Source organism: Asticcacaulis sp. AC402, assembly GCF_000495835.1.
Taxonomy (GTDB): Bacteria; Pseudomonadota; Alphaproteobacteria; order Caulobacterales; family Caulobacteraceae; genus Asticcacaulis.
This window is the reverse complement of the sequence record NZ_AWGC01000026.1, coordinates 53,963-80,462: the sequence shown is the minus strand read 5'-3', so window position 1 is coordinate 80,462 and position 26,500 is coordinate 53,963. Positions and strand designations below refer to the sequence as shown.

Genomic DNA, 26,500 nt, shown 5'->3' with positions numbered 1-26,500 from the left:
CCCCGTCTGCAACCCTTAACGCCCGGTTTCCGTCACCTTCCCCGGCTTACGATAACGGCTGTTCAACCACATTACACCGGGAAGGTCGGATAACGCCACTGCCAAACGGCCAATATTGGTATATTTTGATTGACCTGTGGTACGCAAGCGATCATCGACCGGCTCCGACAGCACGCCATACCCCTCACGCGCGACAAGCGACGGCAAATAGCGGTGCATCTGGTCGAAATAGGGGAGTCGCAGGAAAACCTCGCGGCGGAAGGCTTTCAGCCCGCAGCCCGTATCGTCGCAGCCATCGTTCAAGAGCGCCTTGCGGATGCCGTTGGCCCAGCGCGACGCCCACTTTTTCGACAGCTTGTCCTGGCGGTTGCGGCGGATGCCGGCGACCATGCCGATATCGTCGGGCGCCGCGCTCAATACCCGGGTCATGCGCGCTGCATCATCGGCCGGGTTCTGCCCGTCACCGTCCAGGGTCACGACAATATCGCTGCGCGCCGCCAGGACGCCGGTGCGAATGGCGCCGCTCTTGCCGACATTTTTGGCATGGTGCAGCACGCGCATCTGCGGCATGTCCGTCATGGCCGCATTGAGGCGGGCCAGGCTGTTGTCAGAACTCGAATCGTCGACGAAGACGACCTCGAAACTGTCGGTGCCATAAACCTTTGAAAAGGCCTCGACAATTTCCCGGGCGACTTGCACGCAGGCGCCTTCTTCATTATGAACTGGGACTATGACGGAAACCGCGACGGGATTGGGGGAAGCCATATGACGGGAAAACTTAAGTCTTTGCGGCGGATAGGAATTTCCATTCGTCTTATCGCTTCCGCTTCCGGTCGTAAACAGGGATTTGCCCTAACCCGCCCTTGCGCTTAAAAGGCTTGCCATGTCCGCCGCGTTTCGCATCCCCGATCTCAAAGCCGTCCTGGCACTTTCCGGCCGCAAGGCCGGTTTGGCGCTTTCCGGCCTGAAGGCCGGTTTGGACCGGCTGATGCACACGGAATTTTTCGGCCAGGCCTCACGGGGGCTTCGGGGTCCGCTTGTCGCGGCTCTGGTGGCCTTCCTGGTTGGTCTGCCCTGCGCCCTGATCATGCCGCCGCTGGACCGCGATGAATCGCGCTTCACCCAGGCGACGTCACAGATGCTGGAGACGGGCGACTATATCAATATCAACTACCAGGACGGGCCGCGGCACAAGAAGCCCGTCGGCATCCACTGGCTGCAGTCGGCGTCTGTAAAACTCACCTCGACCGTCGAGGCGCGCAAGATCCTGGCCTATCGCTGGCCGTCGCTTCTGGGTGCTGCCCTGGCGGCCTTCGCCTGCGCCTGGGGGGCGTCGCGGGCGTTCGGCACCCGGATCGGCACCAAGGCCGGTCTTATCTTTGCCGTCAGCTTCATGCTGTCGACCGAGGCCTTCTGGGCCAAGACCGACGCCGTTCTGACCGGGCTCCTGACCCTGGCCATGGCCGCCTTGGCCATTATCTACATGCGCACGCGCGATGTCGCCAAGACCGATCCGCCACCCAAGCTGCGCAAGGAACTGTGGATCTTCTGGCTGGCGACCGCCTTTGCCATCCTGGTCAAGGGCCCGGTGGCCTTCCTGATCATCGTCCTGCCGATTCTCACCCTGTGGGGCTGGGACCGGCGTATTACCTGGCTCAGACATCTGAATATCGGCTGGGGCCTGATCCTGTGCCTGGCCATCTGCGGACCCTGGGCGGTCGCCATCACCATCGCCACCGACGGCGCCTTCTGGACCGGCGCGGTTGGTCACGATCTGAAGACCAAGCTGGATGGCGGATCGGAAGGCCATTTCGGCTGGCCGGGCTATCATACCCTGCTGCTGTCTGTGACCTTGTTTCCGGCGTGCGGGCTTCTGGGCGGAGCGATCCAGACGGCGATCCAGCGCCGCACCGAACCGGCGATCCGCTTTGCCGTTGCCTGGTTCCTGCCGGCCTTCCTGTTCTTCGAACTCATGCCGACCAAGCTGCCGCACTACACCCTGCCGACCTTCGCGGCCGTGTGCTGGCTGGCGGCGGTGTCGCTGGATCTGCCGCTGAAGACCTGGGCCAAGGGCGTGAATGTCGCGTTCGCGCTTCTGGGCGGCGTGCTGCTGACGACGATCGCCTGGTTCGGTTACCAGGCGTACGGCACACAAGGCTCGCTGCTGTTGCTGATCGCCGTAGCGGCGTCCGCCCTTGTGGTTATGATCTTTGCTGTCTGGCTTTTGCTGCGCAACCAGCAACGCACGGGCTTTGGCTTCCTGCTCGCCTCGGGCGTCATCGCGCATTTGAGCTTTGTCAGCCTGGCGGCATCGCTGACGCCGATCTGGGTATCGCGCCAGATGGAGGCCGCCCTGCTTGCCAGCAAACTCGATCCGCGCCTGGGGATTGCGCCGGGGCCGGTGGCAACGCTGGGCTATTCCGAACCGAGTTTCGTCTTCGAGATGGGCACCAAGACCCAGTTGCTGAACGAGAATGCGGCAGGCGCGGTGAAGGCCTTGCAGGAGGGCCGGCCGGTCTTCGTCGAGTCCCGGCAAGAGGCGGAATTCCAGAAGGCTGCCAAGACGCAGGGCGTCTTCCCGCGCACCGTCACGCAGGTGAAGGGCACCAACTATTCCAACGGCCGCGACGTTGTGCTGACCCTGTACGACAACCCCGTGCCGGAAGCGGCAAAGTCGGCGGCGCAGAGCCTTCGTGACGAGCCAAACATCACAGAATAGACGCGGCATCCCGCTCTCGTTTTTTGTTTTATCGCGCAATTTATCCGAAAACGGGAACGCCCGTGCCGTGGCGTCACACTTTATCGGATTGCGTTCTAGAACTTGAAACGCTTCTTCAGGCTGCGTTCGAGCTTGTTGAGAGCCTGAGCGATCCGGGCGCCCATCAGGTCACCGCCTGTCACGCCCCGGCCGGCGCTTGCGGCGTTCTTTTTCAGCACGATCAACGAGTCGACTTTTTCCTGAACCGTAAAGTTCGGGTTCTTTTTCAGGAAATGCGTTGCGGACCAGACGACGCCGGGGAACTTGTCCAGGCGGTGGTCATGCATACAGACAACGCCGCCCGGATTGACCATGTCGGCCCATTGCAGGTCGACTATGACCGGTTCCTCCTTCGCAAACCTGTTGACGATAGTGAAAGAGCACGCAACTCATGCAAATGATGTCATGTCACCGTATTTTTCCGGGTAGACGCCCTTTTATCTTGCATCTTCGCGTCATCGTCGGTGGAAAAATAGTAGATCAGGCTCATCCAGTGTTTTTACGAATTGAATAAGTTCGCCGTCACTCACTCCTGCACGTACCGCCAAGACATAGTAGCAGAGCTTTTTCAACCTGCTTTCTAACTTGACGGTTTCGAAGTTGAGCTCACGGAACGGAAGATCGCCAACAACGATTATCTCTACTGTGTGAGCAAGCTCTACCTTTCCCTCAATTCTCAAACTAACGATCGCGTCTTGAATTAACTGTACATGGATACCGCTCAACGCTATCACAGCACGAAGACGCACAGATCTCTCTGGATCTTCAAGGCATTTGATGACCTCGGCAACATGCACACCAGAGTTTGCGCACCAGCGATAGCACTCACAAGCTATATTGCGAATGCTAGGGCGCTTGGAACGTATAAGTGGAATTATATATGGGAACACGTGACAGGCAATTTCATCAGATTCTGAAACGATATAGCAAGCCCGCCACTCAGCCGTCTCAAAACCTGATACAAGCATAGGAACTATGTCTTCGATGCTTTTTAGATTGTTGAACAAATCGTTACCCAGTCGTATTTCTTCTTCTACCGATAGGCCTTCAGCATGTCCCTCGGCATAAATCTGCACAATTCGGATAGCGTCCTCATTACTCATTGAACATCCTTTAGAGCTCGGTTGACCTTATCAAGTTCCCTGCCGCCTCCTTCACAAACCTACTGACAATAGTGCGATAGCAGATATTTTTTGCAAATGATATCATGTCACTGTATTCTCACAGTATCAGTGTTTTCTGTACTTTCCACTTCAGATGTTCTGAATGCGCTCGACAAACTATGGATCAGGGCTTTTAAAGAACTGGGAAATGAGATTATAAGTATAAACTACTACGACGGTAATAAATCCACCAACAAAAACAGATAACAAAGGTTTTCTGAAATCATGTGAAAGTAGTGACATTGCGCCATCGTTACAAATTTTGTATACTAATCCAACGCCTATTAAAAGTGCCGCAGCTAATGTCAATCGCCGAAGGTAACTTATATTCCAATCGAATTTCTTCACAAGCCCTTCTCCATTATCTGCAGATTCCAATCCTGGCAGTACAAGAGGCTCTCGAGTCCTCGAGCCGGCATAATGGTGACGCCACACCAATTGCAGAAATAGCGACCGCACTCCGTTCAGCCAAGTAATGTACGCAAAGGGTCTGACGTCGTCGAAAGTCGCAAACACAAAAGCTGGCAGGCGCTCGACAAAAGACAAGGCGCTGGCGCCCGCGCGTCGCCTGATACACGCTACCCGGCGGCGATCTCGTCCTCGTCGTTCCTGAGCCGCGGCCGGACCACGGCGCGGGCCACCGACACCGCCAGGATCACCGGCGTGAGCAGGGTCACATAGGTCTTGCGCCAGAACCCCTTGGCGCGCTTGTGGAAATAGTAGCACAGCCCCATGCCCTTGTTCCACTCGACGTGCAGGGGCTCGACCCGCGAGGTATGGCCGATGTGCATGACCTCGGCCTTGGGGTGGAACAGCACCAGGCCGCCCGCTTCGCGCGCCCGCCAGCACAGGTCGACATCCTCGACATGCAGGAAGAAGTGCGAGTCGAAGCCCTTTAGCCGGGCAAAGTCGCGCTTGGACACCGCAAAACAGGCGCCCGAAATCGTCGGCACCGGCAGCGGCGCGTCAGGCAGTTCGTTGTCTTCGTAGTGGATCTCGAACTTCTGAAGGTCCGGCACGAGCTTCGACAGCCGGGTCAGGGCCAGGAGGGTGGTCACCGGGGTGACCTCGCCGCGACGGGCGCCGCGTTGTTCCGAACCATCCGGGTTCAGCAGGCGCGAACCGACAATGCACGGCGACGGCTGGCCACGCGCCGACTCGACCAGACGCTTGATGCAGCCCTGCTGCAGCAAGGCATCCGGGTTAAGAAAGACCAGCCACGGCTGATTGGCCAGGTGGGCACCGAGATTGGCCGCCTTGGCGAAACCGATATTGCCGTGGCCCTGGACCAGCAGGATGTGATCGTATTCGTCGTTCAGGTCGCGCAGCTTCTGCGCTGCCTTTTCCGACGAGCCATTGTCGATAATGATGAACTGGCGGACCTGCTGCTCGTCCAGCACTTTTTCGATGGCTTCGAACAAAACCTTGCCGGTGTGGTAGACGATCATGATCACGCTGACGCCGTCGACCGTCTCATCGTAGGGAGACATGTCGAGATGCGGAAGGACGAAGTAGTGCGCCTCGCTGGTGGCCAGCTTGCGCTCCTTCAACATCTCCACAATCGACGGCGGCAGATTATGATTCATAGTTAACCAACCTCCCTCAAATCGGGTGGGGTGGCATCTGTTTTCAACCGCTGGCAGGCATCGGCCAGCGACAGGATGGTCTGGCCGTCCGAGCCCAGGAAGCGCAGGGCGACCTCGCCGGTTTCGGCCTCCTTGCGGCCGACCACGGCGATCACCGGCACCTTGGCCAGGGAGTGTTCGCGGACCTTGTAGTTGATCTTTTCGTTGCGCAGGTCGGAATCGACGCGCAGGCCGGCCGCCCGAAGCGCCTCGGCAACCTTTTCGGCATAGGGGTTGGCGTCCGATGTGATCGGTGCGACCACGATCTGGACCGGCGCCAGCCAAAGCGGGAAGCGGCCGGCATAGTTTTCGATCATAATGCCGATAAAGCGCTCGAACGAGCCCAGGATGGCGCGGTGGAGCATGACCGGGCGCTGGCGCGAGCCGTCTTCGGCGACATATTCGGCGTCGAGGCGTTCCGGCAGGACATAGTCGAGTTGCAAGGTGCCGCAGGTCCATTCGCGGCCGATGGCGTCCTTGACGATGAAGTCGAGCTTGGGGGCGTAGAAGGCGCCGTCACCCTCGGCGATCACCGGTTCGACACCCGCTTGCTTGGCGGCCTCGGCCAGCATGCCTTCGGCGCGATCCCAGAATTCGTCCGAACCGGCGCGGATTTCCGGTCGTGTGGCCAGGTTGATATAGGCCGTTTCCATGCCGAGATCATTGTGGATCAGCTTGGTCAGGCGGACGAACTTCGCCGTCTCCTCGACGATCTGGTCTTCGCGGCAGAAGATGTGGGCGTCGTCCTGGGTAAAGCCGCGCACGCGCATCAGGCCGTGCAGCGAACCCGACGGCTCATAGCGGTGACAGGCGCCGAACTCGGCCATGCGGATCGGCAGTTCCCGGTAGGAGCGCAGTCCGACTTTGAAAATCTGGACGTGACCCGGGCAGTTCATCGGCTTTAACGAAAGCGTTTCGCTCTCGACGGTTTCGCAGACGAACATGTTAGGGCGGTATTTTTCCCAGTGGCCCGACTGCTCCCAGAAGGACCTGTCCAGGACCTGGGGCGTCTTGACCTCGACATAGCCCGAAGCGTCGAGACGGCGGCGCATATAGGCTTCCAGAACGCGCCACAGCACCCAGCCCTTGGGGTGCCAGAAGACCATGCCGCGGCCCTCTTCCTGCATGTGAAACAGGTCCATGGCGCGGCCGATCTTGCGATGGTCGCGCTTTTCGGCTTCTTCGATACGCTGGATATAGGCTTCCAGGTCGGCTTCCGACGACCAGGCCGTGCCATAGATGCGCTGGAGCTGGGCATTGTTGTGGTCGCCGCGCCAGTAGGCGCCGGCCAGTTTGGTCAGCTTGAAGGCCTTGCCAATAAACTTGCTGGACGGCAGGTGCGGCCCCAGGCACAGGTCCTTCCAGGTGTCGCCGTGGAAATAGACGCTGATGTCCTCGGACGCGGGGAGGTCGCGGATAATCTCGGCCTTGTATTTTTCGCCGATGGATTCAAAGTGGGCGATGGCGTCGTTGCGATCCCAGACCTCGCGGCGGATCTTCTCGTCACGGTCGACGATCTCACGCATCCTGGCTTCGATCTTCGGGAAATCGTCAGTCGAGAACGGCTCGTCGCGGGCGAAGTCGTAATAGAAGCCATCGTCGATGGCGGGACCGATCGTCACCTGGGTGCCGGGAAACAGTTCCTGCACGGCCTCGGCCAGGATATGGGCCGTGTCGTGACGGATGACATCAAGAACTTCAGGAGCTTCGCGCGTCAAGATGTCCAGCCTCCCCCCGTTCTCGAGTGGCCTGTCGAGGTCCAGCAGAACCCCGTCCAGTTTGATCAGTACTGCCTTCTTGGCCAGAGACTTCGACAGGTTTTCGGCAATCTGTCTGCCGGTTGTTCCCGCCTCGAAGGAGCGAAGGGCACCGTCGGGGAACGTAAAGTCTATCGTCATCTCAGTCACTTCTTAGCTGGCGACCTGTAGCCCTTACGGCGGGCTTCATCGCGCAATAATTTTTATAAGGATTCGATATGGTCTTAATAAAGCCACCTCGAACCGGCACTCCAAGACCATCAGCCGTTACCTTTGAGTGGCACCGGGTCGAACCCGTGCCCTCCGCCTGGGCGGCAGCGGCAAATTCGGCGTACTCCCATCCACGCACCCGCCAGGGGCCCGTGAATAATCAGGGCATCCGCCATGTATTCGGAACAGGTTGGCCGAAACCGGCAGCCCTGCCCGATATAGGGCGACACGGTCAGTTTATACGCCCGCAAGGCGGATCGCACCGAACGCTCATAAAGACCGGACATGCGGGAACAGAGCCTGGTTTACATCAAATCATGCCGCAATAAACGGCACTTACGCGCACTCTCCCCGCCCCTGACGCTATACCAACCTATTTTAACGGGGAAAGCAACCCCTGAAACGAGGGGATCATGCTGCACTGCAGAAAATATGGCAGGTTTGCAACGGCAGTGCGGTATTAACTCCGGCCGTGGGAGATGGCGTCGGAGATGGCGTCGACGGTCGCTTCGAGGGCCAGAAGAGTCGAGGCATGACGGGCGGGAAAATCTTTCACGCCAGTCAGAATTTGCATGTCTTCGAAGCGTTTCGGGAAGGTCGTATCATCCCCCTTCAACAGCCGGCGCAAGGCGTCGCGCGCCGCGACGATTTCGTCCTTTGTGGCACCGATGACACTACGGCTCAAAATCGCCGCTGCCGCCTGGCCCAGCGCGCAGGCCTGGACCTCCTGGGCGAAGTCACTGACGGTATCTGCGCTCATGATCACTTCGACATGGATGGTCGAGCCGCACAGTTTCGCCGTGCGGTCGGCCGCGCCTTGCGGATGCGCCAGGCGGCCGACATGCTGAAGCTGGGTGGTACGGCGCAGAATTTCGCGGGAATAGAGCTCATCGATCATGATCCCCAGATAGTCGACCGCAGACCCAAAGGAAAGGGTCCGGTGAGCAAGCCTTGCCGAACCACCAAGCGATCGGTGTTTGACGCCGGCTTGTCCTGTCCCCGTACACAGCGAGTGGGAAAAAGTCGCCCCATCACCGCACCTCACTGACTGGCGGCTTTCGGCCTGGCTCGCTCGTATTGCGCTTGCCGAAATATTTCCCGGCTGCGCTCATCCGACCTCCCCGCGCGAAGCGCGCGGGGAGGTCGGATTCCAACCCGCGTAATTCTTGACACACCGCGGGTTGGCAAGGCGCCATGGCGGGTGGGGGGAGCTACCTACTGTCAATGTATCAAGCTTTTCGTTGATAGGTATAAGAGGTCTATACCCCCAGCAGGCGTTCCAGCCTTGAGGCCGCGTCGGCGATGGCGAACGCCGCCTTGCGTTCCATCTCGTGGGCGCCGGCATTCATGCGCGAATTCAACGAATTGGCCTCTTCGAGCTGGGCCCGCAGATCCTGCATCTCGTCGATCATCAGCAAGGCCGCCATCAGGAACAGCCGCACCTCGCCAATCGTGCCGACATCCGACACCACCATCTCGACATGTTCGTCAAACGTCCGCGCCAGTTCCTGAACGCGGCCTTCCTGGCCGTCGGCGCAACCGACCGTATAGGGCTTGTTGTTGACGCGGACCGTGACCTCGCCCATCAGGCTGCCTCGTCGCGCAGGAGGATGCGGATATTGGCCGCCGCCATGCCGAGCGCCTGAAACGCCGTTTCGGCCGCCTTGGCCAGGGCGGCTTCGCGGCCCCTCGCCTCTTCAAGCTCGGTCAACAAACGCTGAACCTCTTCGTTGCTTTCGCCCGCCGCAGCCCCCTCGTCACCGCCCATAAGTGGCGGCGGCAGGGGCTCACCGTTCTGCAGGGCGCGCACACGCGATTCAAGCGCTTCCAGCACGCGGTCCAGCCGGTCCACGGCCACGCTCAGGCTGCTTCCCATCTGCCCGCCCAACTGGTTTGGCGTCAGCGACGATTCCATGCCCGATCTCCTCACCGGCGGCCCGTTTTTTACTCAGGACCGCATAAAAACCTACACTTGCAGCGGCATTTCCGCTAAAGCGCCCGCCAAGTTCCGTGACTCGCCGTCACATCGCAAGTTTAATAGAGACTCGGCCATGACCACAAGTCCAGATTCTGGCGACATCGCCGCCGCCACCGCGGACAAACCGCTCAGCGTTCTGATGGCTGATGCCATTCGGGTCCTGTCCATGGAAGCGGTCCACCGCGCCAAGTCGGGCCACCAGGGCATGCCAATGGGTATGGCCGATGTCGCCACGGTCCTGTGGACGAAATTCCTGCGCTACGATCCGAAGACACCCGACTGGGCCGACCGCGACCGTTTCGTGCTGTCGGCCGGTCACGGCTCCATGCTGCTCTATGCCTTGCTGCACCTGACCGGTTACGACTCGGTGTCGATGGACGACATCAAAAACTTCCGCCAGTGGGGCGCCTCGACGCCGGGCCATCCGGAATATGGCCACACCGCCGGCGTCGAATGCACCACCGGCCCGCTGGGCCAGGGCCTGGCCACCGCCATCGGCATGGCCATGGCCGAGCGCCACCTCAATGCCCGTTTCGGCGACGATCTGGTCAACCACAAGACCTGGGTTATCGCCGGTGACGGCTGCCTGATGGAAGGCGTGTCGCACGAGGCCATCTCGATGGCCGGACGGTTTAATCTTAAAAATCTGATCGTTCTGTTTGACGATAACAATGTCACCATCGACGGCTGGGCCTCCCTGGCCGAGACGGGCGACCAGCTCAAGCGCTTTGCTGCGGCGGGCTGGGCTGTCAAGGCCGTCGACGGCCATGACCACGCCAGGCTGGCCGCCGTCATGCGCTGGGCGACCCGCCAGGACAAGCCGGTGATGATCGCCTGCAAAACCAAGGTGTCGAAGGGCGCCGGCGCGCTGGAAGGCGACAAGCACGGCCACGGCTACAACCTGTTCGACGACCAGATCAGGGCGGCGCGCGAGGCCATGGGCTGGGCGCACGCGCCGTTTACCGTGCCCGACGACATCAAGGCGGCGTGGCTGTCGGCCGGCCGCAAGGGTACGCGCACCCGCAAGGCATGGGAAGCCGCCAGCCAGGCCAATCCGAACTATGAAGCGTTGATCGCCGCCATGTCCGGCGAACTGCCCGACAATGCCTTCGCAGGGCTGGACGCGCACATCAAGGCGTCGCTGGAGTCCAGGCCGACCGACGCGACCCGCTCGTGTTCGGGCGCGGCCCTGTCGCACCTGGTCCCGGCCATCCCGGCGATGATCGGCGGTTCGGCCGACCTGACCGGGTCGGTCAATACCCTGGTCAAGGGCATGGGCACCTATGACACGACCGATTATGCCGGCCGTTACGTCCATTATGGCGTACGCGAATTCGGTATGGCGGCGGCGATGAACGGTATGGCCTTGCATGGCGGGGTAATTCCCTATGCCGGCACCTTCTTTGTGTTCAGCGACTATTCGCGTCCAGCCATTCGCCTCGGTGCTTTGATGGGTGCCAAGGTCGTCCACGTCATGACGCACGACTCCATCGGCGTCGGCGAAGACGGCCCGACCCACCAGCCGGTCGAACACCTGGCCGCCTTCCGCGCCATGCCCGGTCTGCACGTCTTCCGTCCAGCCGATATGGTCGAGACAGCCGAATGCTGGAAGGCGGCACTTAATGCCGGCGGTCCGTCGATGCTGGTCCTGACGCGTCAGAAGATCCCGGCCGTGCGGACGTCGGGTGAGAACCTGGCGCAAAAGGGCGCCTACGAGGTCAGTGCGGCCTCAGGTGAAGCTGTCGTGTCGATCTTTGCCTCCGGTTCGGAAGTGTCGGTGGCGGTCGCGGCGAAGACGCTTTTGGAAGCCGACGGCATTGCCACGCGGGTCGTATCGACGCCGTGCTGGGACCTGTTCGATACCCAGACCCCGGCTTACAAGGCCTCGGTGTTGGGGACAGCGCCGGTTCGCGTGGCGGTCGAAGCGGCGGTGTCGCTGGGCTGGGAAAAGTTCATCGGCAATGACGGCGTGTTCGTCGGCATGAAGGGCTTTGGAGCGTCGGCGCCGGCCGATCGTCTGTTCAAGGAATTCGGCATTACGGCCGAGGGGGTTGTTGCGGCGGCGAAAGCGGCGATGAAGGCGTAAGATTTAGAGAGGGCTTTTCGGCGCTCAGACGTCCTCTGAAGGCCCCTCAGGCTCGCCGCCCCGCGCCGATCGCGTTCACTTCGTTCCGCTCTCGTCCTCTCCCCTCACGAGGGGAGAGGGAATCTTGTAGCGCTGCCGATGGCTGCAGAGTATCGATGGCTCAAGACCAAAAAAAAGAAGCCGTGGTGACGGCGGTCACCACGGCTCTCTCTTGGGACCAGGCAGCTCCGGGGAGATACCGCCTGTCTCAAGAACTGTTCGGGCGATGGAGCAATCCGTCGCCTTTTCATTTTGTCTAACGCCGACAGTTACCAACTCCGTCGCACGAGAAATCAGCCGCAGGACAAAAAATCCTGCGGCTGAATTTTCACTATTTTTCAGCTCAGGCGCCGCATGGCTCGCCGCGTCAGCGGCGGCGGGCGGTCGCCCTTGCCAAGGGCGAAAAGAACGCCGTTGGAAATCCTATGTTACCGCCCCGGCATGGGTGGCGGGCCGGCAGGATGCTTCAACTCGTCACCGCTCAGCACGCCGTCCTTGTTGGCGTCCATCTCGCCGAAATGGTCCTTCATTGGCGCTGAGAATTCCTCGAAGGTCACCTTGCCATCCTTGTTGGCATCCAGGCCATCGCCGCCGATGATTCGGATCTCGCGCTTGTGGATGCGCGCCCCCGGCGGCGGCGGGCCATCTAAGTCATCGGGACCAGCCATACCCGGACCGCCGTGTATCATGACGACCTCGCGCTCCATGTGCGGCGGCTTGAACGCCTTGAACTCTTCCTCGGTGACGGAACCGTCCTTGTTGCCGTCCATCAGGTCGAACGGATCGGGTGGCGGGCGATTGAACTCCTCGCGCGTCACCTTGCCGTCCTTGTTGACATCCAGGGTGGCGAAATCACCGCCGCCGTGGAAGATGCGCACCTCTCTCTTGGGCTGCGCAACCGCCCCGAAAGCCAGGGCCGCAACAGCCATGCCGGCCGCCGCCATCAAATAGTGTTTGGGTCGTAACGTCATACGGGTCTCCCTTGAAAATATCGTGTTCCGCAGTCCCATCCTGCGCCCATGGTGTTGCTGCTTGATGTCAGCGATACGCCAATTGTGGCAAAATTAAGATTTATTGTGTCACCCTGGCCATCCGTCCGCCGCAAGCCAGCGGCATCTTTGAGGCTTCTCCCAATATGAGTTGCCTATGCCCCAAGCCGCCATCATGACCGAAACCGCCACCGCTACGCCGCCGCGCATTCTGATCGTCGACGACGACCGCGATATCCGCGACCTGACCGGGAATTTCCTCGGCCAGAACGGCTTTTCCGTACACACGGCGGCGCAGGGCAAGGAGATGGACAAGGTGCTGGCGCGTGGCGATATTGCCCTGGTCGTGCTCGACTATATGATGCCCGGCGAAGACGGCCTGTCGATCTGCAAGCGGCTCCGGGAGCAGGGCGGCCCGCCGGTGATCATGCTGTCGGCGCGTGGCGAGGAGATCGACCGCATCGTCGGGCTGGAACTGGGGGCCGACGACTATATGGCCAAGCCCTTCCATCCGCGTGAACTGCTGGCGCGCATCCGTGCCGTGTTGCGCCGGCGCGAACTGCGCAGCGCAAGCGGGGACAAGGGTGCGCCAATGACCACTTTTTTCGGCTGGTCGCTCGACAATATCAAACGCACCCTGACCCGCCCGGACGGCATCCAGGTGGCACTCAGCAATGCCGAGTTCGAACTGCTGCGGGTCTTTCTCGACCGGCCGGGCCGCGCCCTGTCGCGCGACCAGATCCTCGACCACCTGCACGGGCCCAATGCCGACAGTTTCGACCGCGCCATCGACGTCCAGATTTCGCGCTTGCGCCGCAAGCTGAGCGACGACCATAACGAGGACCTCATCCGCACCATCCGCGGTATCGGCTATATGTTCAAACCGCTGAAGTAATCCCGTGACGAATTCCCAAACGCCCAGGCGCCGGCTGATGTCGCTTCCAACCCGTTGGCCGATCTTCTGGCAGGTCCTCGGGCTGAGCCTGGCTGTGCTGGTTCTGGCGCTCGGGATCAATACGTTCGTCGTGCTGAATGCGCCGGACCCGCCGCCAGCGGGCTATACGCTGGAGGAGGCTGGCGCCGCGCTTAAAACCGGCCAGGTTGAACTGCAGAACGGCCGGACCCTGACGGCCGTCACCACCGCCACGGCGCCGGATTTCGTTGCCGAACCGGCCGGACGGGGACATTTCGGCGCCATCTCCGGCGCGCTGGAACACAGTCTGGCCATGCAGTTGGGCGTCCCGGCCGACACGATCAAGGTGCACATCCCGCCCCTTCGCCGCCAGGTTTTCGGCGCCAGGCCACCTTCGATCGAAGCCAACCGCGTCGTCATGTTCAGGCGTGAAGGCCCCGGTCCGCCACCCGGTCCCGACGGGGGGGCCGGTGGCGAGGCTGGCTTCGGCACGGATGGACCGGGTGGACCTCTGCCGCCGCCACAAGACGGAGCCGGACCGATCGTCCGCATCGAGCGGCTGGAACTGCGCGGCGACGTCGTCTTCCCGCCCTTCTCCGCCGCGTGGAAACTGAGCGACGGCAGCTATCGCGTCATTACCCCGCCGCAGGATCTGATTGCGCCGTGGCAGCTGCGGCTACTGATCGGGTTCGGGCTGACCGCCCTGCTGATCCTGCCCCTGGCCTGGTGGCTGTCGCAGCGCCTGGCCGGGCCGATCGTCGCCTTTTCCGAAGCCGCGTCCAAGATCGGGGTCGAGGACACTGCGCCGCCGGTGATGGCCATCGGTCCGCGCGAGGTGCGTCAAGCCGCCGACGTGCTCAACGCGATGCAGATCCGCATCCGCAAACAGGTCGAAAGCCGCACGGCATTGATGGGGGCGATTGCTCACGATCTGAAGACGCCGCTGGCGCGGATGCGACTGCGTATTGAGGACCTGCCCTTGCCATTACGCGACAAGCTGGCCGACGATATCGCCCATATGGACGGGCTGATCCGCTCGGCCATGAGCTTTACCAGCGCCCACAAGCTGGGGGACAGCTTGCGGCCGCTGGACCTGTCGGCCCTGGTCGAGACGCTCGCCGACGACCTGTGCGCGGTGTGTGAGATGGATCAGGCCCTGATCGAGCCCAATATCATGATGAAGGGTGACATGGTGGCGCTGAAACGCATCGTTACCAATTTGGTCGAAAACGCCGGCCGCTACGCCACCTCATGCCGGATAGAGCTGGCGGCACGTGGGCCGTCGGCCGAGGTGCGCATCATCGATAACGGTCCGGGCCTGCCGCCGGACCAGCTGGAGACGGTGTTTGAACCGTTTTACCGTGTGGAGAGTTCGCGCAGCCGCGATACCGGGGGCACCGGCCTGGGCCTGTCGGTGGCGCGTTCGCTGGCCGAGGCGCAAGGCGCGACTCTGACCCTGCATAACCGTTATGAAGGCACCCAGGTCATCGGGTTGGAAGCGCGCCTTGTGCTGCCGCGGCTGATGCGGAAATAGTCTCAGGGCAGCAAGGCTTCGGACATGACGTAGTGGTCCATAGTCACCTCACCCTTTCCTGCAACGGTCACGCCCTTTTCCACCCGGCAGTCAGCAGTGTTAACCAGGCCGGTTTTCAGGCTGACCTCGAATCGGCAATGGGTGCTGCCTTTCACCGAAATCTCTTGTGCCTCCGCCGGCGCGCCGACCTGGGCCAGCATGCGCGGCGCCACCTGCCGGACATAGGCGGTCATGGCAGCCTCGTCGGGCGTTTTGTCGAAGGTGATGACGGCAAGGCCTTTTGTCTCGTCCACGGATTCAAGCGTCATGGACAACAGGGCCGGCAACGGGGTGCCGTCGACGGGACTGGCGAACTCCATGGTCGCGGACACCGCCTCGCCCAGAGGGAGTGAGGTGTTGTGCGCCCACGACAGCAATTCACGCTCGGCAGCAAAGGCCGGAGCCGCCTCTTCGCCGCCCACGGCCATCAGCATCTGATCGACAGCCATCGTGATGTTGGTCCGGAATTCGGGCGAGGCGCGCGTTTTCTCATCGGCGCCGGTGCCCAGGGTGACCATCATGGTGCGTACGTAATTCTCTTTGAGTTGCGTCAGGCCGTTCAGCCGCAGCGGCGAAAACGAGCTGTCGGCCGAGTACGAGACGCCGTCCATAAGCCGCACGACTTCGGTCAAGGGGCTCATATCCACGCCCTTGGGCGGAACCTGGCCGTTCATCGTCTTGAAAACAGCGTTTTCGACTTTGGAAGCGATTGTGCAACTGTCGTCGACGCAAACGTAACTATCGACGATATCGTAGGCCATGGTCATGGAGGTGACAGGTCCCTGACCGGATTTGGTCATGGTCCGTTCGACCTTGAGACGGATTTCACCAGTCGCCGGAATCTCCAGGATGATGTCACGGGTCGCCGGATCCTGGGCCATGACCGGTGTGGCGGCCGCCAAGGCCAGGCAGGTCAGAAGTGCGTTGCGACAGGTCATGGATATCCCCCCAATATAAGGACAGTGTACCTACACGCGATGGCCTGGAAATGCATTCGAAATCTCGCTTCAAGGTCGCACGGCCATGGATTTCCAACGGTAACGTTACCATATAGCGTACGACGCGAAATAAGGCTTGACTTGAAAGCCTTGAGGTTCAAGAACCGCGTCGAAAAAACCTAGCAAAAGGATGTTCCCATGGCTTTACGTGTCGCCATTAACGGGTTCGGCCGCATCGGCCGCCTGGTTCTCCGCTCCATCGTCGAGTACGGCCGCACCGATATCGAAGTCGTGGCGATCAACGATCTGGGCCCGGTCGAAACCAATGCCCACCTGTTGCGCTACGACAGCGTCCATGGCCGCTTCCCCGGCACGGTCACGGTCGACGGTGACAGCATCACCCTGACCAAGGACGGCAAGACCTACGGCCCGATCAAGGTGACGGCCATCAAGAATCCGGCCGAGCTGCCGCACAAGGAACTGGGCGTCGATATCGCGCTGGAATGCACCGGCATCTTCACCGCCCGCGACAAGGCCGCCCTGCATCTGGAGGCCGGCGCGCGCAAGGTCATCGTATCGGCCCCGGCCGACGGCGCCGACAAGACCATTGTTTACGGCGTCAACCATGACTCCCTGACGAAGGACGACACAGTCATCTCCAACGCTTCGTGCACCACCAACTGCCTGGCGCCGGTCGCCAAGGTGCTGCAGGACCTGTGCGGCATCGAGCGTGGCTACATGACCACCATCCACAGCTACACCAACGACCAGCCGTCGCTGGACCAGATGCACAAGGACCTGTACCGGGCCCGCGCCGCGTCGCTCAGCATGATCCCGACCTCGACGGGCGCGGCCAAGGCCGTCGGCCTGGTGTTGCCGGAACTGAAGGGCAAGCTGGACGGTTCGTCGATCCGCGTGCCGACCCCGAACGTCTCGGCCGTCGACCTGGTCTTCGTGCCCAGCCGCACCGTCACCAAGGATGAGGTCAACAACGCCATCATCGCCGCCGCCGATGGCGTGATGAAGGGGGTTCTGGACTATACCAACGAACCGCTGGTGTCGTCGGACTTTAACCACGCGCCGGCATCGTCGACCTTTGCGCTGAACCAGACCCAAATCGTCGATGGCGGCCTGGTCCGGATCCTGAGCTGGTACGATAACGAATGGGGCTTCTCGTCGCGCATGGCCGATACGGCCGTATATTTCGGCAAGCTGATCTGATTAATGACCCGCCGGAGCGATCCGGCGGGTTTTCAATGTGGGGGGCGCGATGACGAATAGGCCCGGATTTTCTTGGGCCTGGCTGATGGCAGCTTTCGGCCTCGGCTTGGTGATCGGTTTTGCGATGACGATGCTGGCGCTGAGATTTTATGTCAGCATCACGCAACCACATGCAGTGGCCATTGCGGCTTCGCTTGCCGTCGGCGCTTTGATCACCTGGCTGGGCTCGCGGAAGAAGCGTCCATCGGTGCTCATTTTGATACTCGCCTTCGTTGCAGCAACGCCTTTAGCCATAGTTGGCACTTACGCAGCGATCCACGGCCTGTTGGCCATCTATCCGCCCAATTTCACTTGACCGAATGGATGGCCGACGCGGTGGTATATTTCGGCAAGCTGATCTGATAGTGTTGCTCCCGCTGCAAATGGCGTGGTTTTCAGGTAGGGGTCTATTGGACAAGACGGAAAACAAACCGACGCGTCCAGTCAGGTGGCTGATTGCTGCTTTTCTCTGCAGCTTTTTCATTCCGCCCCTGCTCGCTTTTCTGCGGGTCCACGAAGGCGTTCAGCTTTTGTTTAGCCTGTTCGGCCTGCCGATCGGCGTCATCGGCATTTACCTGATCGTGGTTTGCCGGCGAATTTTTGTCGGGCGCAGGTTTTGGACGCTGTTCGTGCCGTGGCACCTGTTCCTGATCTTCGTCATGCCGGTGTTGTTGTATGGCGCACTTGTGCTGGCCTTCTACACCCGGCTGATGATCGATTTCGGGCTTAGCTTTTTGTGAAGTCGACGAGAATGGAGCCTTCGCGACAGAAACACCGGCGGGCCAAATCCCCCCACCGTCTCATTTGCCAACGCAGATGATCCACCTCCCCCGCATAGCGGGGGAGTATAAGCCATTATTATTACTCACTATTTTATTGCCACGCTATCAAACTTTATGTTTAGCGCCAATGCTCGAGATATGTGAGAATTCGATAGGCGTCCACGTGGCGAGTGAAGAAATCTAAAATCAACGCGATGTGGTTGGAATCTCCATTTGCCATCGGCGCCCTTGCGCGCGATAAGCCAGCCAACCTTTTCCAAGCACAAGGACCGGCCATGCCCTTCAAGACCCTCGACGACGTTTCGGACCTCAACGGCAAGATCGCCCTGGTGCGGGTGGATTTCAACGTGCCGATGGAAAACGGTCGTATCAGTGACGACACCCGCCTGAGGGTCGCCATCCCGACCATCGAAAAGCTGGTCGCCAAGGGCGCCAAGGTCGCCCTGCTGGCCCACTTCGACCGCCCCAAGGGCAAGGTCGTGCCGGAAATGTCGCTGCGCCCGGTCGCCGGCCCGCTGTCGGAGCTGCTGGGCGTCACGGTTGGTTTCGCCAGCGACTGCGTCGGGCCGGCGGCGTCCGACCTGCTGAAGCTGCTGCCGGCCGGAAGCGTCACCCTGCTGGAAAACGTCCGCTTCCATGCCGGCGAGGAAACGAACGATCCCGAATTTGCCCAACAGCTGGCGGATATCGGCGACATCTATGTCAATGACGCCTTCTCGGCCGCCCACCGCGCCCATGCCTCGACCGAAGGCGTCGCCAAGCTGCTGACCGCCTATGCCGGTGAGAGCATGCGCCGGGAACTGGACGCCCTGGCAGCTGCGCTCGGCAATCCGCAGCGTCCGACGCTCGGCATTGTTGGCGGCTCCAAGGTGTCGACCAAGCTCGACCTGCTGAAGAACCTGGTCGGCAAGCTGGATGCCCTGGCGATCGGCGGTGGCATGGCCAACACCTTCCTGTTTGCGCAAGGCTACGACGTTGGCGGTTCATTGTGCGAGAAGGACCTGAAAGACACGGCGCTGGAAATCCTCACGGAAGCCGAAGCCAGGGGCTGCCGCATTCTGCTGCCGGTGGATGTCGTGGTCGCCCAGGACTTCAAGGCCCATGCGCCGTCGCGTACGCAAGGTCTGGACGCGCCTTTGACGGCCGAGGACAAGATTTTTGATGCCGGCCCCAAGACTGTGGCGCAACTGACCGAGGTCATGGCCCAGAGCAAGACCCTGATCTGGAACGGGCCTTTAGGTGTGTTTGAATTGCCACCGTTTGATGCCGCGACAGTTGCGGCGGCGAAATTTGCTGCATCGCAAACAAAATCCGGTAAACTGGTCGCTGTCGCGGGCGGTGGAGACACCGTCGCCGCTTTGAACCATGCCGGCGTGGCTGATGACATGACCTTCGTGTCGACGGCCGGCGGCGCCTTCCTGGAATGGATGGAAGGCAAGGTTCTGCCCGGCGTTGCCGCGCTTGAGGTTTGAGAGGAAACGATTTAGTCTTTACTTCCAAGCGGTTCACAAGGGTCAAAAGGCCAGACTGCTTCATTCACGGCCCCGCCACAGGGCAAAACCACAGCCAGCCGCTGCGTTGCAGTGGCGAGTCGAAAATGGTTGGCTTTCGAGCACAGGAGCAGAGTGGACTTAAGTCCATGAGCACCGGAGCGCGGAAAGACGGCCATTTGCAGACCGCCAATGCAGCGCAGCCTTGAAAAAAGGGAAAATTTCAATGGCCCGTATATCGCTTCGTCAGTTGCTCGACCATGCCGCCGAGCATGGCTATGGCATGCCTGCCTACAATATCAACAATATGGAACAGGGCCTGGCCATCATGGAGGCGGCGCGCAAGACGCAGTCTCCCGTGATCATCCAGGCGTCGCGCGGCGCCCGCGCCTACTCCAACGACCTGATGCTGAAGCGGATGATCAATGCCCTGGTCGAGATCTACCCCGAAATTCCGCTGTGTATGCACCAGGACCACGGCAACAGCGTCGGCACCTGCGCCTCGGCCATCCAGCACGGTTTCACGTCGGTGATGATGGACGGCTCACTGAAGGCCGATGGCAAAACCCCGGCCGACTTCGACTACAATGTCGACGTCACCCGTCGCGTGGTCGAGATGGCCCACGCTTGCGGCGTCTCCGTTGAGGGCGAACTGGGCGTACTGGGTTCTTTGGAAACCGGCATGGGCGAGGCCGAGGATGGCCACGGCGCCGAGGGCGTGCTCGACCATTCGCAACTTCTGACAGATCCGGGCCAGGCGGTCGATTTCGTCGCCCAGACCAATGTCGACGCCCTGGCGATTGCCATGGGGACTTCGCACGGCGCCTACAAGTTCACGCGCAAGCCCGACGGCGATGTGCTGGCGATGAATGTGATTTCCGAGATCCACAAACGCCTGCCCAATACCCACCTGGTGATGCACGGGTCATCGTCGGTGCCGCAGGAACTGCAGGACATGATCAACGAGTATGGCGGCAAGATGCCGCAAACCTGGGGCGTGCCGGTCGAGGAACTGCAAAAGGCCATCAAGATGGGCGTGCGCAAGATCAATATCGACACCGATCTGCGCCTGGCCATTACTGCCGGTATCCGCGAAACCTTTATGAAATCGCCGGAGGTGTTCGATCCGCGCACCTATTTCAAGCCGGCCTATGCCATGATGCAGAAGGTGTGCGAGGACCGTTTCGAGCAGTTCGGCGCTGCCGGCAAGGCCCCCAAGATCAAACCGGTCGGATTGTCGACCATGGCGCAGTTCTATCTGTAGGCAGGCAGGGCGGCCAAAAGGGCGCATTGACTTGCGGGTCCATATGCGCTTGAAGGCCGCCCATGCTGATCCAGTTCAAACGCCGCTTTTCCATGGCCCATCGCCTGCGCTTCGATTCCGTGTCGAAGTGCATGACGCCGCATGGCCATAACGAATTCGTTGCGGTCAGTTTGCAGCCGAAAGCCTCCGCCAAGGGCATGGACTGGGGAAATGCCAACTATGCGGCCAGCTTTGCCGACCTGAAGCGCCATTGGCACGGCTTTGTCGATGATGCGCTGGATCATGCATTCCAACTCGGCGCCGACGATCCCATGCTGAGCTATTTCCGCGATCACGAGCCGGAACTGTTGCCGCGTCTCCTGGTCATCCGGGGCGACCCGACCACGGAAGCCGTGGCGACAGCGCTTTACATGAAGTTAAATGCCATACTGGCGCGTTTCATGCCCGATTTCGAATGCGTCCGCTTCGAGATCGAAGAGACGCCGACCAACAGCATCGTCCTGACGCCGCAAGATGTGATCGCGTGTCCGATCCGTCTGGGTGAGTGGTGCCACCGTGCCGATCTGAGTTTGAACGATCTGATGCCGCTTGAGTCGTGGGGGAAATTTGATACGCCCTCAAGCAGCGAAGCGGTAGGGCCAACACAATGATGAGGTCACGCCGCGTTTTTGTTGAAGGCCTGCGGATTGAAGCGGCGATCGGAATCTATGATCACGAACATGGGCGTACCCAGCCCTTGATCATCGATGCCGTCATCGATCTGGACCGGCATGAAATTCACGGGCTAAAGGATACTCTGAACTACGAACTGGTTGGCCGGATCGCACGCGAATTCCTGGCGAAGGGGCATATTCGGCTGGTGGAAACCCTGGCCGAGGACATGGCCGCGGCGTTGATGGAACTGCCGCATGTTCAGAAAGTCGAACTGTCTATCGCCAAGCCGGAAGCCCTGAGCGATGCCGATAGGGCCGGCGTGACCGTGGTGTACGCGCATTGACCGAAAAACCCCTCGCCCCGTTCTTCACGGGGAGAGGTTAGGGTGAGGGGCCCTTTCTGATAGTTCCGCGTGAGTTGAACTGTCAGAAAAGCCCCTCAGGCTTGCCGCCCCGCGCCGATCGCTTTCGCTTCGCTCAGTTTTCGTCCTCTCCCCGCAAGCGGGGAGAGGCAAAAGATCAGATCATCCCGGCATCTTTATAGACCTGTTCCAGCACGGCCAGGGGCACGGCGGCGCAGGTCAGGCCGGTATCATGGAACTTCTTGATATCGAACTTGGTACCGGCTTTTGCCTTGGCCTGGTCGCGCAGCTTGATCCATTGAATCTTGCCGATCATGTAGCTCAGCGCCTGGCCCGGCCACACACAGTAGCGTTCGATCTCGGTCGTTGCCGCCGATTCCTGGTCGCCATTGGTGGCGACGAAGTACTGGATGGCCTCTTCGCGGGTCCAGCGCTTGGCGTGCATGCCGGTATCGACGACCAGGCGGATGGCGCGGAACAGCGACGATTGCAGGTAACCGATATAGCCCGGTTTATCGTCGGCATACATGCCCATCTCGGCGGCCACCAGTTCCGAGTAGAGTGCCCAGCCCTCGGAATAGGCCGAGTAGCCGCTGGTCTTGCGCAGCATCGGTAACCCTTGCGCCTCCATCTGGATGGAGATCTGCATGTGGTGGCCGGGGAGTGCTTCGTGGTAGGTCAGGGTCGGCAGCGACCAGGTCGGCCATTCGGCCGTGTCGCGCAGATTGATATAGTAGGCGCCGGGACGCGAGCCATCCAGGGTCGGGCGCTGATAATAGCCACCCGGCGCGCCGGCCTCGGTTTCCTTGGGCACGCGGCGCACAGTCACCGCGGTTTTCGGCTGGACGCCAAACCACTCCGGCAGCCGCGCTTCGATGGCACGTATCTGGACGTTCAGATCACCCAGGAGCTGTTCCTTGGCTTCGTCGGTATTGGCGTAGACATATTTCGGATCGCTGCCCAGGGCGCGCATGCGTTCGCCGACCGTGCCGGTGGTGTAGCCGATTTCCTTCAGCTTGATGTCGGCCTCGGCAGTGATTTCAGCGACCAGGTCGAGGCCGATCTTGTGGATCTCGTCCGGTGTCAGGTTGGTGGTGGTGCCGCCCTTGGCACAGTGGGCGTAGTAGGCGTCGCCGTCCTTGAGGCGCCACACGCCGGCATCGTGGACAGCCTTGGGACGTTCTGCCCTGATGGCGGCGATCTGGCGTTCCAGCGCCTTGGCGACCGGCCCGTCAACCCGCTTGGAGGCTTCCGCCGCCCACGCGCCGGGAATACCGGCCTTGGCCGCCTTTTCGGCCAGAGCCTTGGTCATGCCGCTATAGGGCCCCTTGATAGCGCGCAGGGCTTCCAGCTGGGTAATGGCCTTGTCGAGTGCGAAGTCGGGCGCGATGATACCCTGGCCGGCGTCGATGTTGAACCGGCTTGTCTGCTGGTCGAGGGCGACGGCGAAGGCGTCGATACGCGCCAGGAAGGCCTCAGCATCGGCCTTGGTTTCAATCGAATGCTGGGTGGCCAGGAAGTCCGGCATACTTTGGTAGATGCCGTTCAACTGGCTGAGGATATAGGGTTGCGAACCCCAGGAACCGAACTTGAACGTGTCACCGCCTGTCTTGGCCTGGCTCAGGCTCCACAGCACCGAGTCGTAGTTGATGCGGTCCATACCGCTGAGCTGGTCGCGCGGGATGGCGGCGACGGCGGCGTGGTGGCGGGCGGTGCGCTCGGCTGAGGCCTTTTGTTCATCAAAACTGTAGTCCGATAACTGCGCCTTGGCGGCGGCCTTGTCGCCCTTGTCCAAGCCCAGCGACGTCAGGGATTCCGGAGAATGCTTCAGCCGCTCCTGGTAGATGTCGTCGAACACGACATTGAGCTTGGCGGCGACAGCCGGGTCACCGGCCCAGGCGGCGGTGTTTAAGGCGGCGGAACCCAAGGTGGCGGCGCCCGCCGTGGCGGCAGCCGAGGCGAGAAGATGGCGGCGATTGAGCATCGGGATGTCCCTCGTGAATGATTTGTAACCATGCTTCGCAGGGTAACGGCAGAATGAAAGTTAAATTCTGGTAATGTTTGCAACTATCCGGAACTGCGCAGCCACGCCCTGTACCAGGCCCGGGCTTCGTCGGGGCTTCCGCAGGTGCCTTCGACGACCTTGCGCCGGCGCATGGCGCCAGCCTCCTTGTACGTGATGGCAATGGCGCCGGCCGCGATGGCCCGGTCACGCATCGACAGGGGCACGTCATAGTGATCGCCCTGATAATGTTCGCGCTTCATGCCGATCATCACGGCGAAACGGTGCAGTTCCGGGTCGGTGTCGGCGATCAGATGCGACATATGCATGCCGCGGAACGCGCCGATGCGGTAGCGGTACATATCATCGACAAAGACGGTCATGGGGAATTCGATCGTGCCAGGTATGTCAGGCGCGGTTGCGCCAGAGCGGGATGAGTTTTGATGGAGTCAAAACCCCGCTCTAGGTTTGTTTTGACGCGCAATTTTTCCGAAAACGGGAGCGCCCGTGCGGGGGTGTCCACTTTGTCGGATTGCGCTGACGGAAAAGCCCCTCACCCGATCGCCCTCACTTCGTTCGGCTCTCGTCCTCTCCCCTCAGGAGGGGAGAGGGAAGTTTGACGCGCCTCCCCTTTCCAGCCTAGATGAGCCCCTTGGCCTTGTACAGGTCTTCCAGCACCGCCAGCGGCAATGAGCCGGCGGTCAGGCCGGTGTCATGGAAGGTCTTGTAGCTGAAGGCCCCGCCCTGCTTTTTCTTCATGGAATCGCGTAGTTTCAACCAGGTGATCTTGCCCACCATGTAGCCCAGGGCTTGACCCGGCCAGGCACAGTAGCGCTCGATCTCCAGGGTCGCGCCACCTTCGGAATCACCTGTCGCATCGACCATATAACGGATGGCCTGCTCACGGCTCCAGCCGAGATGATGCATGCCGGTATCGACGACCAGCCGCACCGCCCGGAACAGGGCGTCGTGCAGATAGCCCAGCCGGCCGTAGGGATCGTTGTCGTACATCTTCATCTCGACAGCGGCCAGTTCCTCGGAATAAAGCGCCCAGCCCTCGACATAGGCGTTATAGCTCGCGACCTTGCGAAGTTGGTGCAGCGGCGCTTCCTGCTGGATGGAGATCTGCATGTGGTGGCCCGGCACGGCTTCGTGGTAGGTCAGGGTCGGCAAACTCCATTTCGGATTGTCAGCCATGCTGTGCAGGTTGATATTGTAAACCCCGGCGCGCGAACCATCCAGCGCCGCCGGTTGGTAATAGCTGGGCTGGCCTAGCTCATTGGCCACCGGCACGCGGCGGATGCTGGCCTTGGTCCTGGCCAGGACGCCGAAATACTGCGGGATCTTGGCCGTCACGGCGTCGACCTTGCCATTGAGATCGCTCAGCAGCAGGGCGCGGCCTTCGTCGCTGTCCGGATAGACCTGCGACGGGTCTTTGCTCAGGGCCTGGTAACGGTCGGCATTGCTGCCCATAGTCATCCCCAGCGCCCGGAACCGGCTGTCGATCTCGGCCGACAGTTCGGCGACCTTCTGCAGGCCGATGGTGTGGATCTCCTTGGGCGTCAGATCGGTCGACGTGCCGACACGCGCGCAATAGGCATAATAGGCGCTGCCGTTGGGCAGGTTGCGCACGCCGGCATTGTTGGCCGCCTTGCCCAACAGGGCTTCGAGCGCCGTGATCTGACGCGTCAGGGCGGGCTGAACGGCATCGGTTACCTTTGCCGAGGCCCGGGCGGTCCAGTCACCGGCTATGCCCTTCTCTACGGTGCGTCGGGTGATCGACGTGACCATAATCGACTGATCGACAGGCGTATCGCGCAGATTGGTGATTGAGAGCGCCGCCTTTTTCAGGATGAAATCCGGCGGGATGATGCCGCGCTGGGCTTCGGCGACGAGCCGGACGGTTTCCTGGTCCAGGCCGGCGGCCAGGGCATCAAGGCGCTGGATATAGGCTTCGGCATCGGCGGTGGTGTTGATCGTGTGCTGGCCGTCGAGGAAGTCCGGCGCCACGTTCCAGAGGCCGCTGAGCTGGCTGACGATATAGGGCGTCGGCGCGTAAAAGGTAATATTCATCGGCGTGGCGTTTTCGCCGAACGTCCAGGTCTGGGCGCCTTCGAGTTGCAGCGCCAGATCCCAGCGGACAGCGTCGTAATCGATGCGATCGATGGCCGACAGCTGGCTGCGGTCGATGGCGGCCAGGGTCTGGACCGCCTTGCGCAGACGCGTGACATTGGTGTTCAGGCTGGCAGCGCTGCGATCGTCCAGGCGCGACTTGAGATAGGCGAGGTCGCCCTTGTCCAGACCGAGATTGGTGGCCGTCATTGGCGACTGTACCAGCAGGTCGCGCAAAATGCTGTCGAAAGCGGCGTCGAGCTTTGCCTTGACCTCAGGTGCGGTCACCTCGGGTACGGGCGGTGGGGGCGGCGCCTTGGGAGCTGCCTTCTTCGACGGCTTCTTGCCCTTCTTCGAGGTCGTTTTTTTCTTCCTGGCCGGCGCCTTCTTCTTTTTCTTAGTGGCTGCCAGGGCGTCGGTCGCCGTAAAGGCGAGACCCGACAGGGCGGCTAACAGAAAACGGCGATCCAGCATGGACATCTCGCGCATGTGCAAAAAAACAAACCTAGGCGGAACAAGGCCTCGGGCGCAACCGGTTGCACATGA

Annotated in this window: 26 protein-coding genes; 11 read left to right on the top strand and 15 right to left on the bottom strand. The window is 61.0% G+C overall.

The features are described from left to right. Window positions 1-15: 15 nt before the first annotated feature. Window positions 16-765 carry a glycosyltransferase family 2 protein gene (locus ABAC402_RS34765; protein WP_031235832.1) on the bottom strand — a complete coding sequence of 250 codons (750 nt, stop codon included), beginning with the start codon at window positions 763-765 and terminating at the stop codon, window positions 16-18. 118 nt (window positions 766-883) lie between these two features. Here ABAC402_RS34765 and ABAC402_RS34760 point away from each other — a divergent pair, with 118 nt between their 5' ends. Continuing rightward, a complete protein-coding gene (locus tag ABAC402_RS34760; protein ID WP_023450481.1) occupies window positions 884-2,719 on the top strand; it encodes a glycosyltransferase family 39 protein in 1,836 nt (611 codons plus the stop codon). Window positions 2,720-2,814: 95 nt separating this feature from the next. Here the strand turns inward: ABAC402_RS34760 and ABAC402_RS34755 are convergent, their stop codons facing one another. From ABAC402_RS34755 to ABAC402_RS34725, 9 genes are all read right to left on the bottom strand, one after another. Further along, window positions 2,815-3,072 carry a hypothetical protein gene (locus ABAC402_RS34755; protein WP_023450480.1) on the bottom strand — a complete coding sequence of 86 codons (258 nt, stop codon included), beginning with the start codon at window positions 3,070-3,072 and terminating at the stop codon, window positions 2,815-2,817. Window positions 3,073-3,213: 141 nt separating this feature from the next. Then, complete coding sequence (locus tag ABAC402_RS34750; protein ID WP_023450479.1) at window positions 3,214-3,861, bottom strand: hypothetical protein; 648 nt, start codon at window positions 3,859-3,861, stop codon at window positions 3,214-3,216. Window positions 3,862-4,038: 177 nt separating this feature from the next. Continuing rightward, window positions 4,039-4,269, bottom strand: coding sequence for a hypothetical protein (locus tag ABAC402_RS40310; protein WP_155847433.1), 231 nt, complete (start codon window positions 4,267-4,269; stop codon window positions 4,039-4,041). A gap of 230 nt (window positions 4,270-4,499) precedes the next feature. Continuing rightward, the gene (locus ABAC402_RS34745; RefSeq protein ID WP_023450478.1) at window positions 4,500-5,507 is read right to left on the bottom strand and encodes a glycosyltransferase; all 1,008 of its coding nucleotides are present in this window, start codon (window positions 5,505-5,507) and stop codon (window positions 4,500-4,502) included. A gap of 2 nt (window positions 5,508-5,509) precedes the next feature. After that, the gene (gene thrS, locus ABAC402_RS34740; RefSeq protein WP_023450477.1) at window positions 5,510-7,444 is read right to left on the bottom strand and encodes a threonine--tRNA ligase; all 1,935 of its coding nucleotides are present in this window, start codon (window positions 7,442-7,444) and stop codon (window positions 5,510-5,512) included. Between the two features lie 119 nt (window positions 7,445-7,563). Continuing rightward, window positions 7,564-7,800, bottom strand: coding sequence for a membrane protein insertion efficiency factor YidD (gene yidD / locus ABAC402_RS39805; RefSeq protein WP_082179997.1), 237 nt, complete (start codon window positions 7,798-7,800; stop codon window positions 7,564-7,566). A gap of 173 nt (window positions 7,801-7,973) precedes the next feature. After that, window positions 7,974-8,411: an iron-sulfur cluster assembly scaffold protein gene (locus ABAC402_RS34735; protein WP_023450476.1), complete on the bottom strand. Its 438-nt coding sequence runs from the start codon at window positions 8,409-8,411 to the stop codon at window positions 7,974-7,976. 361 nt (window positions 8,412-8,772) lie between these two features. Continuing rightward, window positions 8,773-9,099 (bottom strand): cell division protein ZapA, encoded by a 327-nt coding sequence (locus ABAC402_RS34730; protein WP_023450475.1) that lies wholly within the window; start codon window positions 9,097-9,099, stop codon window positions 8,773-8,775. Then, window positions 9,099-9,428: a hypothetical protein gene (locus ABAC402_RS34725; protein ID WP_023450474.1), complete on the bottom strand. Its 330-nt coding sequence runs from the start codon at window positions 9,426-9,428 to the stop codon at window positions 9,099-9,101. Before ABAC402_RS34725 ends, ABAC402_RS34730 begins: the two co-directional genes overlap by 1 nt. 202 nt (window positions 9,429-9,630) lie before the next feature. Here ABAC402_RS34725 and tkt point away from each other — a divergent pair, with 202 nt between their 5' ends. Next, a complete protein-coding gene (gene tkt, locus ABAC402_RS34720) occupies window positions 9,631-11,577 on the top strand; it encodes a transketolase (RefSeq protein ID WP_031235830.1) in 1,947 nt (648 codons plus the stop codon). Between the two features lie 467 nt (window positions 11,578-12,044). Here tkt and ABAC402_RS39360 read toward each other — a convergent pair whose 3' ends face one another. Continuing rightward, a complete protein-coding gene (locus ABAC402_RS39360; RefSeq protein WP_162148529.1) occupies window positions 12,045-12,587 on the bottom strand; it encodes an EF-hand domain-containing protein in 543 nt (180 codons plus the stop codon). Between the two features lie 175 nt (window positions 12,588-12,762). Between ABAC402_RS39360 and ABAC402_RS34710 the strand changes: the two genes are divergently transcribed. After that, window positions 12,763-13,500 carry a response regulator gene (locus ABAC402_RS34710; RefSeq protein ID WP_023450471.1) on the top strand — a complete coding sequence of 246 codons (738 nt, stop codon included), beginning with the start codon at window positions 12,763-12,765 and terminating at the stop codon, window positions 13,498-13,500. Between the two features lie 37 nt (window positions 13,501-13,537). Beyond that, window positions 13,538-15,052 carry a HAMP domain-containing sensor histidine kinase gene (locus tag ABAC402_RS0120565; RefSeq protein WP_023450470.1) on the top strand — a complete coding sequence of 505 codons (1,515 nt, stop codon included), beginning with the start codon at window positions 13,538-13,540 and terminating at the stop codon, window positions 15,050-15,052. Window positions 15,053-15,054: 2 nt separating this feature from the next. On the opposite strand, the gene ABAC402_RS34705 is transcribed toward ABAC402_RS0120565, so the two are convergent. After that, window positions 15,055-16,029: a hypothetical protein gene (locus ABAC402_RS34705; protein ID WP_023450469.1), complete on the bottom strand. Its 975-nt coding sequence runs from the start codon at window positions 16,027-16,029 to the stop codon at window positions 15,055-15,057. A gap of 198 nt (window positions 16,030-16,227) precedes the next feature. Here ABAC402_RS34705 and gap point away from each other — a divergent pair, with 198 nt between their 5' ends. The 7 genes from gap to folB all read left to right on the top strand — a co-directional run bounded on the left by gap (window position 16,228) and on the right by folB (window position 21,822). Further along, window positions 16,228-17,250, top strand: coding sequence for a type I glyceraldehyde-3-phosphate dehydrogenase (gap, locus tag ABAC402_RS34700; RefSeq protein ID WP_023450468.1), 1,023 nt, complete (start codon window positions 16,228-16,230; stop codon window positions 17,248-17,250). Between the two features lie 49 nt (window positions 17,251-17,299). Next, window positions 17,300-17,605 carry a hypothetical protein gene (locus ABAC402_RS34695; RefSeq protein ID WP_155847432.1) on the top strand — a complete coding sequence of 102 codons (306 nt, stop codon included), beginning with the start codon at window positions 17,300-17,302 and terminating at the stop codon, window positions 17,603-17,605. Between the two features lie 214 nt (window positions 17,606-17,819). Continuing rightward, window positions 17,820-18,029 (top strand): hypothetical protein, encoded by a 210-nt coding sequence (locus tag ABAC402_RS40305; protein ID WP_155847431.1) that lies wholly within the window; start codon window positions 17,820-17,822, stop codon window positions 18,027-18,029. A 317-nt stretch (window positions 18,030-18,346) separates the two neighbouring features. Continuing rightward, window positions 18,347-19,543: a phosphoglycerate kinase gene (pgk, locus tag ABAC402_RS34685; RefSeq protein ID WP_031235827.1), complete on the top strand. Its 1,197-nt coding sequence runs from the start codon at window positions 18,347-18,349 to the stop codon at window positions 19,541-19,543. 244 nt (window positions 19,544-19,787) lie between these two features. Further along, window positions 19,788-20,825 carry a class II fructose-bisphosphate aldolase gene (gene fba, locus ABAC402_RS34680; RefSeq protein ID WP_023450464.1) on the top strand — a complete coding sequence of 346 codons (1,038 nt, stop codon included), beginning with the start codon at window positions 19,788-19,790 and terminating at the stop codon, window positions 20,823-20,825. Between the two features lie 62 nt (window positions 20,826-20,887). After that, complete coding sequence (locus ABAC402_RS34675) at window positions 20,888-21,475, top strand: 6-carboxytetrahydropterin synthase (protein ID WP_023450463.1); 588 nt, start codon at window positions 20,888-20,890, stop codon at window positions 21,473-21,475. Next, window positions 21,472-21,822, top strand: a complete 351-nt coding sequence (gene folB, locus ABAC402_RS34670) for a dihydroneopterin aldolase (protein WP_031235826.1) — start codon at window positions 21,472-21,474, stop codon at window positions 21,820-21,822. Before ABAC402_RS34675 ends, folB begins: the two co-directional genes overlap by 4 nt. A 175-nt stretch (window positions 21,823-21,997) precedes the next feature. Here folB and ABAC402_RS34665 read toward each other — a convergent pair whose 3' ends face one another. From ABAC402_RS34665 to ABAC402_RS0120560, 3 genes are all read right to left on the bottom strand, one after another. Further along, window positions 21,998-23,824 (bottom strand): DUF885 family protein, encoded by a 1,827-nt coding sequence (locus ABAC402_RS34665; RefSeq protein WP_023450461.1) that lies wholly within the window; start codon window positions 23,822-23,824, stop codon window positions 21,998-22,000. Between the two features lie 83 nt (window positions 23,825-23,907). Then, entirely contained in the window at window positions 23,908-24,225 is a 318-nt protein-coding gene (locus tag ABAC402_RS34660; protein ID WP_023450460.1) for a DUF4031 domain-containing protein, read from the bottom strand. A gap of 256 nt (window positions 24,226-24,481) precedes the next feature. Then, entirely contained in the window at window positions 24,482-26,428 is a 1,947-nt protein-coding gene (locus tag ABAC402_RS0120560; RefSeq protein WP_031235825.1) for a DUF885 family protein, read from the bottom strand. Between the last annotated feature and the right edge of the window lie 72 nt (window positions 26,429-26,500).

What these genes read in the sequence shown, in the direction of transcription:
- ABAC402_RS34745 (WP_023450478.1), bottom strand. Translation starts at nt 5,507, where the DNA reads ATGAATCATAATCTGCCGCCGTCGATTGTGGAGATGTTGAAGGAGCGC.
- ABAC402_RS34695 (WP_155847432.1), top strand. Translation starts at nt 17,300, where the DNA reads ATGACGAATAGGCCCGGATTTTCTTGGGCCTGGCTGATGGCAGCTTTC.
- yidD (WP_082179997.1), bottom strand. Translation starts at nt 7,800, where the DNA reads ATGTCCGGTCTTTATGAGCGTTCGGTGCGATCCGCCTTGCGGGCGTAT.
- ABAC402_RS34730 (WP_023450475.1), bottom strand. Translation starts at nt 9,099, where the DNA reads ATGGGCGAGGTCACGGTCCGCGTCAACAACAAGCCCTATACGGTCGGT.
- ABAC402_RS34750 (WP_023450479.1), bottom strand. Translation starts at nt 3,861, where the DNA reads ATGAGTAATGAGGACGCTATCCGAATTGTGCAGATTTATGCCGAGGGA.
- ABAC402_RS34675 (WP_023450463.1), top strand. Translation starts at nt 20,888, where the DNA reads ATGCTGATCCAGTTCAAACGCCGCTTTTCCATGGCCCATCGCCTGCGC.
- ABAC402_RS0120560 (WP_031235825.1), bottom strand. Translation starts at nt 26,428, where the DNA reads ATGCTGGATCGCCGTTTTCTGTTAGCCGCCCTGTCGGGTCTCGCCTTT.
- ABAC402_RS34765 (WP_031235832.1), bottom strand. Translation starts at nt 765, where the DNA reads ATGGCTTCCCCCAATCCCGTCGCGGTTTCCGTCATAGTCCCAGTTCAT.
- ABAC402_RS34760 (WP_023450481.1), top strand. Translation starts at nt 884, where the DNA reads ATGTCCGCCGCGTTTCGCATCCCCGATCTCAAAGCCGTCCTGGCACTT.
- ABAC402_RS34665 (WP_023450461.1), bottom strand. Translation starts at nt 23,824, where the DNA reads ATGCTCAATCGCCGCCATCTTCTCGCCTCGGCTGCCGCCACGGCGGGC.
- fba (WP_023450464.1), top strand. Translation starts at nt 19,788, where the DNA reads ATGGCCCGTATATCGCTTCGTCAGTTGCTCGACCATGCCGCCGAGCAT.
- ABAC402_RS39360 (WP_162148529.1), bottom strand. Translation starts at nt 12,587, where the DNA reads ATGACGTTACGACCCAAACACTATTTGATGGCGGCGGCCGGCATGGCT.
- ABAC402_RS0120565 (WP_023450470.1), top strand. Translation starts at nt 13,538, where the DNA reads ATGTCGCTTCCAACCCGTTGGCCGATCTTCTGGCAGGTCCTCGGGCTG.
- thrS (WP_023450477.1), bottom strand. Translation starts at nt 7,444, where the DNA reads ATGACGATAGACTTTACGTTCCCCGACGGTGCCCTTCGCTCCTTCGAG.
- folB (WP_031235826.1), top strand. Translation starts at nt 21,472, where the DNA reads ATGATGAGGTCACGCCGCGTTTTTGTTGAAGGCCTGCGGATTGAAGCG.
- tkt (WP_031235830.1), top strand. Translation starts at nt 9,631, where the DNA reads ATGGCTGATGCCATTCGGGTCCTGTCCATGGAAGCGGTCCACCGCGCC.
- gap (WP_023450468.1), top strand. Translation starts at nt 16,228, where the DNA reads ATGGCTTTACGTGTCGCCATTAACGGGTTCGGCCGCATCGGCCGCCTG.
- ABAC402_RS34755 (WP_023450480.1), bottom strand. Translation starts at nt 3,072, where the DNA reads ATGGTCAATCCGGGCGGCGTTGTCTGTATGCATGACCACCGCCTGGAC.
- ABAC402_RS34710 (WP_023450471.1), top strand. Translation starts at nt 12,763, where the DNA reads ATGCCCCAAGCCGCCATCATGACCGAAACCGCCACCGCTACGCCGCCG.
- pgk (WP_031235827.1), top strand. Translation starts at nt 18,347, where the DNA reads ATGCCCTTCAAGACCCTCGACGACGTTTCGGACCTCAACGGCAAGATC.
- ABAC402_RS34735 (WP_023450476.1), bottom strand. Translation starts at nt 8,411, where the DNA reads ATGATCGATGAGCTCTATTCCCGCGAAATTCTGCGCCGTACCACCCAG.
- ABAC402_RS34725 (WP_023450474.1), bottom strand. Translation starts at nt 9,428, where the DNA reads ATGGAATCGTCGCTGACGCCAAACCAGTTGGGCGGGCAGATGGGAAGC.
- ABAC402_RS34660 (WP_023450460.1), bottom strand. Translation starts at nt 24,225, where the DNA reads ATGACCGTCTTTGTCGATGATATGTACCGCTACCGCATCGGCGCGTTC.
- ABAC402_RS34705 (WP_023450469.1), bottom strand. Translation starts at nt 16,029, where the DNA reads ATGACCTGTCGCAACGCACTTCTGACCTGCCTGGCCTTGGCGGCCGCC.